We start from the raw sequence: 12,729 nt of genomic DNA, 5'->3' as shown, positions 1-12,729 counted from the left end.
CTAGAACTCCAGGAAAGGCTTGATGGGCAGGTTCAGGAGCTCGATGAAGACACCCCAGCATCCCAGTGCGACGATGATCCCCAGCAGAGCCTTGCCCCGCAGGGAAAGGTTGCGGTCGGGAAGGCTGGCAACGACGACAGTTGCAAAGACCCCAGGCACCAGACCCAGCCGGTCCACGACGATCGCGAAGACTGCCAGCGATGCGGAGATGGCCAGCAGCCCGATCCAGTCCGGCCTTTCCGCAAGTCCATCGCCCTTTCGCTCGGCAATAACGATAGCCAGCGCGAGCACGGCTAATACGGCACCCGTTGCGAAGGGAAAGGCGCCGGTTCCAAGACGTGTCGGAACGCCAAGGCCCAGTTGCCATCCGCCCACCATAAAGATGACGCTGAGGACAAGCAGAAGCACGCCGCCAATTTCACCGCCCCAGCCGGTTGCCCCGGCCGGGCTGTCGGCGGCCAGTTCGCCCTGACCATTATCTTCGGGCTCATTGGAGTACTGGTTCATCCTTGCCTCGCTTCCACACAGGGATACCTGCGTTCGAAATGCCGCTCCGGTCGCCTTTGCATCGCAGGATCTGGCGTGACAGAGTTTGCCCGAAGACGTGGCACCGCGAGATCAGATGAGGCATCAGGATGACAGATGAAAAAACCGCAGCACAGGCCGGGGGCATCTCCATCCACGCGGTTGACGTTGCGCGCGGCATACCGGCGTCCGGCCTGACGGTCCGGTTGAGGCGCCTGTCGCCGGCCCCGGACATGGTCGCGGAAGGCGCTTGCGCGGCGACGGGTCATTTCATTCATCCTGTCGCGGAAGGAACAGGCGTCCTGCGCGGCACCTACGAGGTGGAGTTCGACGTCGGCGCGTATTTCAGGGCGGGCGGCGTTTCCATTCCCGACCCGTCTTTTCTGGACGTCGCGGTTTTTCGCTTCGGCATCGATGCCGTTCACGAACATTTCCATCTGCCGTTCAAATTCACCCCCTGGGGCTTTTCGCTCTTCAGAGGTGGAGCCTAGACGCGACAAAGGCCGCGACGTTCCGAAAAGATGGCGTTCAGACATTGCGCGCCTCGCTGGTCTTTGTCCGCAAACGGTCGGTCTCCACTGCGGAAGCCTGCGTTTCCGCCGGGTCTTCCCCTGACTGTAATCCGAAGGCTTGCGCGGCACGGTTCCCGATAACCGAAGCGATTTCCGCCAGCGTCGACACGTGCTCTTCCACCGGCGAAGCAGCCAGCCGGCGCTCATAGGTGTCGAACACCGCCTCCAGGTCGGACATGCGGTGCAGCGCCAGGATGAACGGGTGGCCGAAACGGGCCGCATAGGCCGCATTCATGCGTTTGAGGCGCGCCGCGTCTTCGGCGGCCAGTGCCGTCAGCCCGAGGCGGCCCTGTTCGTCCGTCGAGGCCTCGGTCATCGTGCCTTCGGTGGCCTCGCGGCCGGCAAGTTCCGGATGGGCGCGGAAGAGCTGGACCTGTTTGTCGAACCCTGACGACAGGATCGTTTCGACCAAGCGCCGGGCAACTTCCTGGTCGGAAGCGAAGGGGCGCTGATCGACCACGATTTCCGCCACCCAGGACGACCTTTCGACAATCCGCTCCAGCATCCGGAGCGCTGTCTCCCGTGGCGCGACGTTCAGTTCCTGAAGGCTTCCGGCCCTGGACATTCGGTTCGTTCTCCGTGGCTGTCCAAGTCAGGCTACTTGGCGTTTCCGTTGCAATCCATGATGGAATAGGCAACATTGCATTCTAAAAATTAGGATGATGCACGATGCACCTCCATCTTGTGCCCCGCAGCCTGCACTACATTGAGGCTGTTGCGGAACACGGGTCGATTCAGGCGGCGGCCCGCGCCATCGGCATTTCCGCCTCGGCAATCGACAGGCAGATCAAGCTGCTCGAGGACCGGATCGGTGTTCAGCTGTTCGACCGCCAGACGCGGGGCATGCAGCTATCCCCCGCGGGCGAAATGTTCGTCCTTCTGGCGCAGAGGTGGCGCGCCGACGAAACCCGCATCCAGTCCGATGTGAAGCGCATGCAGGGTGTCGATTTCGGCCACATCCGCCTTGCGACAATGGACAGCCAGGTGAATGGCGTCATACCGCGTTTTCTTGAAGCCATCGGCGAACGGTACCCGCGCGTGCGCGTCGATGTGGAAGTTGCGACCCCTGACGGTGCAGCAGAGCTTCTGGACGACGGTCAATGCGACCTGATCCTCGCCTTCAATCTTCGCCGGCTCCGGGACGTGCACGTCATCTGGACTGCCGACCTGCCGCTCTATTGCGTCGTTGCACCTGGACATGCACTGGCGGCACAGCGGTCCGTGAAGCTTGCGGACGTGCGCAAACAGGCTATCGTCGTTCAGAGCAGGGCCCTTTCGATCCGCCGTATGCTGGATGAGCAGCATGCCTGGGTCTTCGAGGACGGCCCTCCCCCCGTCGTCACCAATTCGCTTCAGCTTCTGAAGCAGCTCGTGATCGGGGGAAGCCATGTTGCCCTGACCTCCGAAATGGACGCTGCTCCTGAACTGATGAACGGCAGCATGGTCGCGCTTGAGGTCAAAGCAAGGGGAATTGCCGCTCAGTCAATCAGCGTTGCCGTCAGTGCACGCAGGACTCTTCCACGTATCGCGAACGAAGTCGCAAACTGTCTCGCGGAAGAGGCGTCGAGGACGCTTACAGCGGTCCGTGAGACTTGCGAACGTCCCACAACACTTTCCGAATGAGATCAGCGCAGGAGCAACCAGAGTTGGGGACCCATCATCCATGGGTTTCCCGGGAAGCGCTCTCCTCGACACATCGAAAGATACCGGGAGGTGTCGTGGATTGCCCTTGTCCGAGATCCCAGGCTGGTCTTGGCTTTGCCCGACCCGATGACCCGGGTTCAACCTCGGGCCAAATAGTTTGTCAGCTGCCTGCAACCACACTCCGGGACAAAACAGGGCCCAGCACACGCTGCCTGAACTCGATGAACGCATTTCGAATACATCTTCCAGGAACAGCTAAAACCTGACTTATCAATACGTATCTCGATGTACGAGCCTGGCGAAGTCGAATATCCTCGACAAATTCACGTATGCGTTGAAATATTGGTTGTAAAGTCTTTTCACCCCCTAATATTATTCTATAAATATCATAATATTACTATTTGAGACACAATATACGATCAAAAATATTCACTTCCTACAGGTCTATCGTGCAAGCATAAATTGCAGCGAAAAGATCCTGCGTCTCGTAGAGGGACTTGTTGTATTCAAAGCATTCCCTGCGAGGCGCAAATGGTGTAATATTTGTTAAATTGGGAGGATTGATCGTTAACTAAACCACATTTTTTCGCTCGTGTACGACAAGTTCATGTAGCGGGTCAGGAACCAAATTGCAGTGGGAGAGAGGCTGCACGGTCCGACCAGGGAGCAGGTTGAGTTCCCGTAAGATTTTCCGCAAGACTGCGCCTGGAATGTAAGCTCTTTTACTTATATTTGAGTAAGAGCCTTAACTTAAGACGATACGAATACTAATTATTTTGTAGCAAAATGGAATACCGCCAAGCTTCATAACAAAATAGCCGCGACCGTTTGGTTGTTAGCAGCGCTATTTTTTCACTGTGTATTTCCTGGGGGGGAGATCCAATTTTTTACAGCTCTTTAATTGTCGCTCGTGCGCACATCAGCACCAAGCCGGTGGAAACCGACAAGATCAGGGCGACCGATAAGCTCGACCTTCATTCGCGTGCACAGATGGTCCGTTCCGCTGCTGAACATGAAGGGATGAACAGCGCGGAAATGAACAATCATTGGGTGCGGAACGGCCTCACCAGCTCTGCCGCGAGAAAGGATCCGTAATGCGTGTCGTGTTTGTACTTGCGGGCCTCGGCGCAGGCGGTGCGGAAAAAGTCGTCAACCTGCTGGCCCACCACCGTCTTGCCGCTGGCGATGATGTGCATGTGATCGCCGTCAACGCGACTGATTCCACCTCATATTTCTCCTATGATCCCGACATTCAGGTCGAAGGCCTAAGCCGCACCGGCCAGTATTCCCGGCATTTTGTCGCTGCACAACGGGCAATGGATCTGCGTAGACGCCTGGGGAAGATCAAACCGGATTTGGTCGTCTCCTTCCTGACCAAGATCAACGTCATCACGGTGCTTGCGACCGCGGGTACCGGCACTCCGACGATCATATCGGAACGCAACAATTTCGATCTTCAGCAAATGAGCCGCTTCTGGCGCTGGACCCGGCCGATGGCGGCCCTTGCAGCGAACAGGGTCGTCGTGATGACGGAGCGCGCGCGTGAAAGACAATCCACCCGCATCCAGAAAAAGACCACCGTTATTCCAAATCCGGTCACGCCGCTGCCACGCGCCAAGCCGCGGCCTGATGCGGGCCGCAGGGTTGTCGCGGTCGGACGGCTCGACCAACAAAAGGGGTTTGATATCCTCATCGCTGGCTTTGCCCAGGTCGTGGAGCGCGTCCCTGATGCGGAGTTGACGATCTATGGCGAAGGCCCGGAGCGGTCCGCACTCGAAAAGCAGATTTCAGACCTCGGGCTGCAGGAAGTCGTTCGCCTGGCGGGTGTCACGCAAGTGCCGGGCGAATGGACATCGCCCGGTGACGTGTTTGCCCTGAGTTCACGCTTCGAAGGGTTTGCGAATGTCGTCCTTGAGGCGATATCGAGCGGAATGGCAGTTGTTTCTACCGACTGCCCCTGGGGCCCCGGTGAGATCGTGCAGGACGGAACCACGGGCCTGCTCGTGCCAATGGGCAGCAAAGAGGCGCTTGCTTCGGCGATCACTCGGGTCCTTACCGACCCGGCGCTGCGCAGATCTTTCTGCGAAGCCGGCCCGCCCTCGCTGGATCGCTTTTCCACGGCAAACGTTCTTGGCCAATGGGACCAGGCATTTTTGCAAGCCGCAAGCCCTCCGTCTTTCACGGCTCTTGCTGTTGCTTGATAGGGAGTTCATGAACGTCTCAGCGACGCAAGCGAGCAGAGACAAGGGAAGAGGCCGACAGGGCGTGGCGCTTCGGGCTCGCTGGAGCTGACAGGGCGTCAAATCGGGGCATGAGACCTCCCTGCTGGCTTCAGGTGGAACCATGCGGTTTCCAAGAGGTTGTTTTTGCCGTCCAATGAGGCCCTGTGAGTGCCGTTCATCACGAGGCATGGTCCGAAACCGGCACACATTTCAGGCATCTGAGACTGCTGGAGCGAAAGTCGCTCTGCTCGCTTGCGGACAAGCTTACCGTTCCTGCAATGCCAAGCGGACACCGAGTGCGCAATAGATGGTGCCAACCAGTTTGCCCTGCCATTTCAAGACGGCCGGGTGCCGGCGAAGAAAGTTACCGAGGCCACCGGCGCTGACCGCGAAAACGATCGTGCTGAGCAATCCGAGAAAGACAAAGACAATACCCAATACGCTGAGCTGAATTGCGACCGATCCGCTCCCGGGGGTAACAAACTGGGGCAGAAAGGCCAGGAAGAAGAGTGCGGTTTTCGGGTTCAGAACTTCTGCCAAAACCGCCTGGCGGAATGCGCGGCCTGCGGTGGTCGGAAGCGCTCCTCTCGTCAGGTCGCCCGGGGCTTTCTCGAAGATTGCCCGGATCCCGAGATACACGAGATAGGCCGCACCGGCGTATTTGATGACACTGAAGAGAAGCGCCGATGTCGCTATGATGGCGGACAGTCCAACGATTGCCATGACGGTGTGAAGCACGTCGCCTGCCGCAATACCGGCCCCCGTCGCAATTCCCACCCTTGTTCCCGAACTGGTCGCCCTGGCGACTGTCAGGATCGTCGCCGGTCCTGGAATGAAAACAAATCCGAGGACGATCGCGATATAGGTCAACAGGGTGGCAGGGTCGATCATGCACTTGCTCCGCGACATTAGGTCTCGAAGTCATCAAGCCATGCTCTGTCTGACAACGCAATGATGGCTGTGCCTGGAGGCGGTCACGCGTCAGAATCTGCCGGGCTGTTTCATTGAGCGTAGCCATTTCGTTCTTTCAGCCAGCAGGCTGGCGGGCATTTTAAAACATGATAAAAAAATTCAACTTTTTTCGGCGTGACCGGTTTCCTCGGCTGCCACTTTCGGTATAAAGAACGAATAGCCAAGGCAGCGGCTGTCTTTTTCATGACAGCACCGGCCGCCTCAGCCCTCCAAACTCTCCAGCAGTTCTGCGAGCCAATCCCACCCTTGGTGTGTCCCGACGGGGCAGCCTTGTCAGCGGGATGGCGGCCCCAGCGGCCTGGCGCATGACCAGAACCTGCCGGCTGGAGAGATATCTGTAACTCGAATGGTGTGCGGCTGACTTTCCAGTGTGGAGCCATACCTGCCGCCAGCCTCTGCAGGAGAGCGAAGGGATGAAGACATCATTGTTTCCGGTGCCTGTTCGCACCTGTGCGATTGCCTTGATGCTGAGCAGTCAGCTTGCAGCCGGGGCAGGCGCCCAGAGCCTTGCCAAGGCAGCCCCCGAGGTGACCACCAAGACAACCGAAGAGATTTCCGTCCAGTTGAATGATGCGGAGACGGTCAATGGGTCCTGCCGCTTGACCTTCGTCGTCCGCAACACCCTGCCGACACCTGTGAAGGCTCTTGGTCTCGATCTGGTGATGTTCGACACCTCCGATGGTGTTTCCGGCTACGCCGCCATTGATTTCGGTGAGCTGCCCGCCGGCAAGATGCGTGTCCGGCAATATGACGTTGCCAAGGGCGATTGCACCGGCATCTCCCGTGTCCTTTTGAACGAGGTGCGTGCCTGCGACCTTCAGGATGCCGCGCAGCAGGACTGCCTGCCGCTGCTGCGGATCGACTCGCGGTCGGAAATCGACCTGATCCTCTGATGAAAACCCAAGCGTGATCAAGATGCCTGATGCCTCAACCGCGGCCCTGCCGCACTTCCTGTCTCCGCTCTCCGGCCTTGTCGACCAGGGCGGCCCGGTGGTGTTGTTCCTGCTCGTTCTTTCTCTGGTGGCCGCAGCCCTGATCGCCGCCAAGCTGCTGCAGTTCCTGTATCTGGGGGTCGGCCGCTTCGGCACCGCCCGCAAGGCGCTGTTCCTGTGGCTGGACGGACGGCCGCAGGAAGCAAAAGCGATGGCCGCCGGCGGAAAATCCGTGGTTGCCGACATCATGCTGCGGCTCGTTCAGGGCAGAGCCCGCAACGACACCAGGACCGAGCTTCTGAAAGAGGATGTCGAGCGGATCTGCATCCAGAGGATCAACATGCTGAGGGCCTATCTGCGCCCGCTCGACATGATCGCCCAGACGGCCCCGTTGATTGGCCTTCTGGGGACCGTGCTCGGCATGATCGAAGCCTTTCAGGCCATGCAGGGCGCTGGCGCGGCGGTGGACCCTTCCGTTCTGGCAGGTGGCATCTGGGTGGCGTTGCTGACGACAGCCGTCGGCCTGTCGGTCGCGATCCCCGTCTCCGCCATTGTCGGCTGGTTCGACAGCCGCATCGAAGCGGAGCAGGCCGAAATGGAAGCGCTCGTTACGGCCTTCTTCACCGGCGCCATTGCCGAACGCGGCTCGGCACGGATTGTGGCGCTGGAGGCTTCGGAGACGAGGTATGCAGTTTAAAGCAAGGGCCCGGCGCAAGCCCGTTGGCCTGACCTCGCTGATCGATGTCATCTTCCTGCTGCTGCTGTTCTTCATGCTGGCGTCAAGCTTCACGCGTTATCAGTCGCTGGATCTCTCCAGCGGCGGTGAAGGCGGCGGCGCGGTGGAAAGGCCGGCCTACCTGCGCATTCACGCGCCGGAAAAGCTGGAACTCAACGGCCGCCCGATCCTGAAGGCGGACATGCCGGAACTCTTTTCCGCGCTCAAGGCAAACAGCATCGTCGCGATCTGGTCAGGGCCGGATGCCAACGTTCAGGACGTGGTCGACGTCATGTCGGCGGCCCGCCGAAGCGGGTTGAAGAGCATTCTGGTGACGGGACGATAGGTGATCTCATGCGCTTGAAATTGCCACAACGCCGCGAACCGCCGGAAAACACCATTCCGCTGATCAATGTCGTTTTCCTGATGCTGATCTTTTTCCTGTTTGCCGGATCGGTTGCCCGGGACGATGCCAGGAAAATCGAGCCCCCGCTGAACATTCTGGAGGACGAGACCATCCGGTCCACCGGCGCCCTCATCGTCGACCAGCAAGGCCGAACCTTTGCCGGAGATACCGAGATCGGTGTCGCCGACTGGCTGGCAACACATGGTACGACAGATGGCTCAGACGGCCCGGTCAAGGTGGCTGCCGACGGCACATTGAAGGCGGATGCGTTGGAAAAGGTGCTGCGCGACCTGAAGGATGCCGGGCGCAGCAACATCGTGCTCATTACAAGAAGAGGCTCGAAGTGAGTTTCTCGCGTTTCCTTGCTGCCGGGGCAATCCTTTCCCTGGTGCTGCACGGCACCGGTGCCGCCTTCTTTGCCAAAGATCCCAACGAAGTCTCGATTGCAGCTTCAGAAGGTGGCGGCGTCTCCGTGATCGGGTCCATTGAAGATCTTGTTGCCGGCGCGAAGGTGGATGCAGTTGCCGACCATCAGCCGGTCGAAGACGTGACGCCGGACGCGACACCAATTGAAGACGTGGACGAACGTGCGGCAACGCCCGAGGTGCCGCCCGACACACCGATGAAACCGGTGGAGGCTCAGCCAGTCACGGCCGTTGCCGAGGCTGTGCCTGACAGCCCGATTTCTGAACCTGTCCCGTCCGTTCCGGCGGTGTCAGGCGTTACGTCCACTGAGCCGGTGACAGCGCCCGTCACACCGCCGAAGACGCAGACAGAGACAGCACAAGGCCGGGTCACACCGGATCCCGTTAAACCGGTCAAGCCGGCATCGCAGCAAAAGCCTGTCGACCTTGCACGGGTGGAGCCCGCCGCGCCGGTGAGGCCAGTAAAGCCCGTGGAACCGCAAACCGAAGCGCAACAGCCCATTGCCGATCCGCTTGCCGAGATCACACAGACGCCGACCCGCAAACCCAAGCCGCCGGTGCGCAAGGCGGAAGCTGCCAAGCCGGACAAGCGCGAAAAATCCAGAAAATCCCAAAAAGCACAGACCAAGGGGGCGGAGGCCAGCGCCCGCAAAGGTGGCGAGCGCATCACCAGCAGAAGCGCGAACTCCAACGCCAATGGCCGGGCGGATGCCCGCACCAACGACGGCGGCACGAAGGCGACTTCCAATTACCAGGGCAAGGTGGTGGCGAAACTGCGCCGGGCAAAACGCTATCCGAGGCAAGCGAAACGCCAGAGACTGCAAGGAATAGTGAGCGTCAGCTTCACGATTTCCTCCAACGGCTCTGTTTCCGGCATTCGCATCACCCGGTCTTCCGGTCACCCGTTGCTGGATCAGGCCGCGCTCGACATGGTGCGCAGGGCCTCGCCCATGCCCAAGTTTCCGCGCGATATTCGCGTAGCGCATATGAAGATGCAGGTGCCTGTCCGCTTCGACCGGTGATGCGTCCGTGCAAGAACGTCGGCACTTGCACGGCCTTGTTCAAGGGGGAGCGTTGCCTGCTGCGATCCCCGCCACTGGCCGGCACGCGGGCCGTCCGTCAAGCGGCCGGTGTCTTCCGGTAGCTCTGCTCCAGTTCGATCAGCCGTTGCTTGCGCCAGAGCCCCCCGCCATAACCGGTCAGAGAGCCGTCGGCGCCGATCACCCGGTGGCAGGGCACCACAAGCGCGATCTGGTTGGCGCCATTGGCGCGAGCGACCGCGCGCACTGCCTCCGGCCGCCCCAAGGCCCGTGCCAGTTCGGAATAGCTTCGTGTTTCGCCGGGCGGAATGGTCAACAGCGCGCGCCAGACATCCCGCGTGAAGGCAGATCCGTGCAATGCCAGCCTTGTTTCAAACCGGCCGCCCGTTCCAGCAAAGAAACGGTCGAGTTCGCTCTGGATCTGGTCGGTGACCTCCGTCCGCCCAAAGCCGATCTCGCCCTTGGCAAAGGTCTGGAGTTTCCTGAACTCGGCCGGAAAGGCCTTACGGTCTAGGAATTCCAGAAGGTGCAGCTGGGTCCTGTCGGTAACGGCAATCAACGGGCCGAGCGGTGAGGCCACCCAGTCGGCAAAGAGCAGCGGCTTGGCGGAAAAGGCACCGGGAGACTGGCCGAGGATCCTGGAAAAGGCCTCGCGGAACGCGCTTGGCGAGTCGAAGCCTGCCGTGAGCTGTGCATCGATCACCTTGCCGCCTTCGGCAAGCGTGGAGAAGCCTTCCTGCAGGCGCCGCTGGCGGGCCATTTCCAGAAAGGTCATGCCGAAATGGCGCTTGAAGGCCCGGCGCACCGTGGAGGGGTCAAACCCCAGGCGCACGAGATCCGGCTCGCCCCAGCGATAGGCAGGCCGTTTTTCCAACGCCTCGATCAGCGGTTTCACCACCGGGTCGGCACTTGCCTCCGGCGTGGTCGGACGGCAGCGTTTGCAAGGCCGGAACCCCGCGTCGAAACACTCCGATACCGTGTCGTAGAAGGTGCAGTTCTCCCGTTTCGGCTTGCGCGCTGGGCAGGTCAGACGGCAGAAGATGCCAGTGGAAGCCACACAGACAAAAACGCGACCATCGTAAGACGGATCACGGTTCAGGAGCGCTTCATAGAGCCTGTCAAAACTGGGTCGTGTCATCAGCATGACCCGACCTTACGCCCGGCGCGGAGGCTTTGCAGCCGGAAATCGGGCGTTGATTTTTTCCATCGGATAGCGCCGGAAAACAAACCTTTCCATCGTCATCCCGGCCAAGCGTCAGCACGAGTCGGGACCGGAGAGCCACCGGCGGACGAGGTGGGCATGCGTTCAAAAGGCGAGGCACGGGCGCCCCGACCCCGGATCCAAGTTTCACGGCGTCCGGGTTGTCGAGCCGACAGGTGCGAACCCGGCCTTACCGGTAAACTTCGTTCTCGCTTGGGAAGCTGCGGTCCTTGACCTCGTCAGAATAAGCCTTCACCGCCGCCTCGATCTGACCGCCGAGATTGCCGTAGACCTTGACGAACTTCGGCGGCGTCGGATTGAGGCCAAGCATGTCTTCCAGCACCAGGATCTGGCCGTCGCATTCCGCCGATGCGCCGATGCCGATGGTTGGAATCGAGATCTTCTTGGTGATCCTTGCCGCCAGCGGCTCGACCATGCCTTCCACAACAAGCGCGAATGCGCCGGCCTCGGCAACGGCCCTTGCGTCTTCCTCGTGGCTCGCCCAGCTGTCCTCGTCTCGCCCTTGCGTCTTGAACCCGCCCATGACGTTGACCGACTGCGGTGTCAGACCGATGTGAGCCATCACCGGAATGCCACGTTCGGTCAGGAAGCGGATGGTCTCGGCCATGCGTGCGCCACCTTCCAGCTTCACAGCACCGCACTGGGTTTCCTTCATCACGCGGGCGGCGTTGCGAAAGGCAACCGATGGGCTTTCCTCATAGGTGCCGAAGGGCATGTCGACCACCACCAGTGCCCGGCTGGTTCCGCGCACCACGGCCTTGCCGTGCATGATCATCAGTTCCAGCGAAACGCCAACGGTGGATTCCATGCCGTGCATGACCATGCCGAGGCTGTCCCCCACCAGGATGAAATCGGCATATTTGTCGACGATAGCCGCCGTATGCGCGTGATAGGAGGTCAGCGAGACGATGGGGTCTGCGCCCTTGCGGCGGTTGATCTGCGGGGCCGTGATACGGCGGACGGGTTTCTGGGTGCTCATGCGGCGTCCTTTCGATAAGGGGCTTGAGACGGATTATCGGGTGGCGGGCGCAATCACCCGCTGGTCGATGAGGAGAACGGTGCCGAAGCGCACGGCCAGCAGCACGACGGCCGGGCGGTCGAGCGTGCCGGAGAGCTCCTCAAGGGTTTCCGCATCGCGGATATCGACGCTTTCAACCTTTCCGGAGGGCGCTTCGCCAAGGCTTTTTCGAACAGCGGCTTCCAGCGCCGAAATGGCCGGGGCGGATTTCGCAAGCTCCTCGGCAGCGGTAAGCGACCGGCTGAGCTGAACAGCCTCAGCCCGATGTTCCGGCGTCAGGCGCACATTGCGTGACGACATCGCGAGCCCGTCGGCCTCGCGCACCGTCTTGTGCGGCACGATTTCCAGCGGCATGTCGAGATCGCGCACCATCTGCCTGATCAAGGTGAGCTGCTGATAGTCCTTCTCGCCGAAGACGGCGAAGTCCGGCGTGACAATATTGAAGAGCTTGGTCACCACCGTTGAGACGCCCCGGAAATGACCTGGCCTGAGTGCGCCCTGCAAGATGGAGGACAGGCCCGGAACCTCGACAAAGGTGTCCCCGCCGGCGCCGTACATTTCCTCAACGCTCGGCAGAAACACGGCGTCGGCGCCTTCCGCTTCCAGAAGCGCCAGATCGCGGGCTTCATCGCGCGGGTAAGTCGTCAGATCCTCGTTGGGGCCAAACTGGGTGGGATTGACGAAGATGGTGGCAACCACACGGTCCGCGTTTTGCCGCGCCATACGCACGAGGCCGAGATGCCCTTCGTGCAGGTAGCCCATGGTCGGCACCACCCCGACCGTGTCACCAGCGCGCTTCCAACCTCGCAAGGCCTCGCGCATCTCCGCCTTTGTCCGGCAGATGATCATCGTTTTCATCCTCCCGCGCCCCGTTTGCCGTCCGGGTTTCTTTTCGCGGGTGCAGCATAATGACGGCGAAAGGAATGTCCAGCCTGCAAAGGAGAGCGTGCCTCGAAGGCCCCTTCCCTGCTCGTTTTAACTGGGTAGATCGCCGCGCCGGAGAAAACATAGACTTGACCGCAGCTGGTGCCATAAG

The 12,729-nt window shown here is 60.5% G+C and carries 14 protein-coding genes; 8 read left to right on the top strand and 6 right to left on the bottom strand.

What is annotated here, in order from left to right; genetic code table 11:
- The gene (locus tag FMN63_RS02365) at positions 1–507 is read right to left on the bottom strand and encodes a tripartite tricarboxylate transporter TctB family protein (RefSeq protein ID WP_148582328.1); all 507 of its coding nucleotides are present in this window, start codon (positions 505–507) and stop codon (positions 1–3) included.
- Positions 508–635: 128 nt separating this feature from the next.
- On the opposite strand from FMN63_RS02365, the gene FMN63_RS02360 reads away from it, so the two are divergent.
- A complete protein-coding gene (locus tag FMN63_RS02360) occupies positions 636–1,016 on the top strand; it encodes a hydroxyisourate hydrolase (protein ID WP_148582327.1) in 381 nt (126 codons plus the stop codon).
- Between the two features lie 37 nt (positions 1,017–1,053).
- On the opposite strand, the gene uraD is transcribed toward FMN63_RS02360, so the two are convergent.
- Positions 1,054–1,662, bottom strand: coding sequence for a 2-oxo-4-hydroxy-4-carboxy-5-ureidoimidazoline decarboxylase (gene uraD / locus FMN63_RS02355; protein ID WP_148582326.1), 609 nt, complete (start codon positions 1,660–1,662; stop codon positions 1,054–1,056).
- Between the two features lie 104 nt (positions 1,663–1,766).
- Between uraD and FMN63_RS02350 the strand changes: the two genes are divergently transcribed.
- Together FMN63_RS02350 and FMN63_RS02345 are read left to right on the top strand one after the other, a co-directional pair.
- Positions 1,767–2,720 carry a LysR family transcriptional regulator gene (locus FMN63_RS02350; protein ID WP_148582325.1) on the top strand — a complete coding sequence of 318 codons (954 nt, stop codon included), beginning with the start codon at positions 1,767–1,769 and terminating at the stop codon, positions 2,718–2,720.
- A 1,115-nt stretch (positions 2,721–3,835) separates the two neighbouring features.
- Positions 3,836–4,942 carry a glycosyltransferase family 4 protein gene (locus FMN63_RS02345; RefSeq protein ID WP_148582324.1) on the top strand — a complete coding sequence of 369 codons (1,107 nt, stop codon included), beginning with the start codon at positions 3,836–3,838 and terminating at the stop codon, positions 4,940–4,942.
- A 285-nt stretch (positions 4,943–5,227) separates the two neighbouring features.
- Here the strand turns inward: FMN63_RS02345 and FMN63_RS02340 are convergent, their stop codons facing one another.
- A complete protein-coding gene (locus FMN63_RS02340) occupies positions 5,228–5,854 on the bottom strand; it encodes a LysE family translocator (RefSeq protein WP_148582323.1) in 627 nt (208 codons plus the stop codon).
- A gap of 494 nt (positions 5,855–6,348) precedes the next feature.
- Here FMN63_RS02340 and FMN63_RS02335 point away from each other — a divergent pair, with 494 nt between their 5' ends.
- From FMN63_RS02335 to FMN63_RS29615, 5 genes are read left to right on the top strand one after another with little or no spacing between them, the layout of a single operon-like run.
- The gene (locus FMN63_RS02335; RefSeq protein ID WP_148582322.1) at positions 6,349–6,828 is read left to right on the top strand and encodes a hypothetical protein; all 480 of its coding nucleotides are present in this window, start codon (positions 6,349–6,351) and stop codon (positions 6,826–6,828) included.
- Between the two features lie 22 nt (positions 6,829–6,850).
- Positions 6,851–7,564: a MotA/TolQ/ExbB proton channel family protein gene (locus FMN63_RS02330; protein ID WP_286192527.1), complete on the top strand. Its 714-nt coding sequence runs from the start codon at positions 6,851–6,853 to the stop codon at positions 7,562–7,564.
- On the top strand, positions 7,554–7,928 hold the full coding sequence (locus FMN63_RS02325) for an ExbD/TolR family protein (RefSeq protein ID WP_209000885.1): 375 nt from the start codon (positions 7,554–7,556) through the stop codon (positions 7,926–7,928). The genes FMN63_RS02330 and FMN63_RS02325 overlap by 11 nt, the downstream gene beginning before the upstream one ends.
- 8 nt (positions 7,929–7,936) lie before the next feature.
- Entirely contained in the window at positions 7,937–8,335 is a 399-nt protein-coding gene (locus tag FMN63_RS02320; RefSeq protein ID WP_148582320.1) for an ExbD/TolR family protein, read from the top strand.
- Positions 8,332–9,435 carry an energy transducer TonB gene (locus tag FMN63_RS29615; protein ID WP_205513795.1) on the top strand — a complete coding sequence of 368 codons (1,104 nt, stop codon included), beginning with the start codon at positions 8,332–8,334 and terminating at the stop codon, positions 9,433–9,435. Before FMN63_RS02320 ends, FMN63_RS29615 begins: the two co-directional genes overlap by 4 nt.
- Positions 9,436–9,532: 97 nt before the next feature.
- On the opposite strand, the gene FMN63_RS02310 is transcribed toward FMN63_RS29615, so the two are convergent.
- The 3 genes from FMN63_RS02310 to panC form a co-directional block, all read right to left on the bottom strand.
- Positions 9,533–10,597, bottom strand: coding sequence for a bifunctional transcriptional activator/DNA repair enzyme AdaA (locus FMN63_RS02310; protein ID WP_148582319.1), 1,065 nt, complete (start codon positions 10,595–10,597; stop codon positions 9,533–9,535).
- A gap of 247 nt (positions 10,598–10,844) precedes the next feature.
- The gene (gene panB, locus FMN63_RS02305; RefSeq protein ID WP_148582318.1) at positions 10,845–11,654 is read right to left on the bottom strand and encodes a 3-methyl-2-oxobutanoate hydroxymethyltransferase; all 810 of its coding nucleotides are present in this window, start codon (positions 11,652–11,654) and stop codon (positions 10,845–10,847) included.
- 33 nt (positions 11,655–11,687) lie between these two features.
- Positions 11,688–12,542, bottom strand: a complete 855-nt coding sequence (gene panC / locus FMN63_RS02300) for a pantoate--beta-alanine ligase (protein WP_162854984.1) — start codon at positions 12,540–12,542, stop codon at positions 11,688–11,690.
- Positions 12,543–12,729 lie beyond the last annotated feature (187 nt).

It is taken from the genome of Stappia sp. BW2, assembly GCF_008107695.1.
GTDB lineage: Bacteria > Pseudomonadota > Alphaproteobacteria > Rhizobiales > Stappiaceae > Roseibium.
Note: the sequence above shows the minus strand (reverse complement) of the source record. Positions and strands in the feature narration are given on the sequence as shown.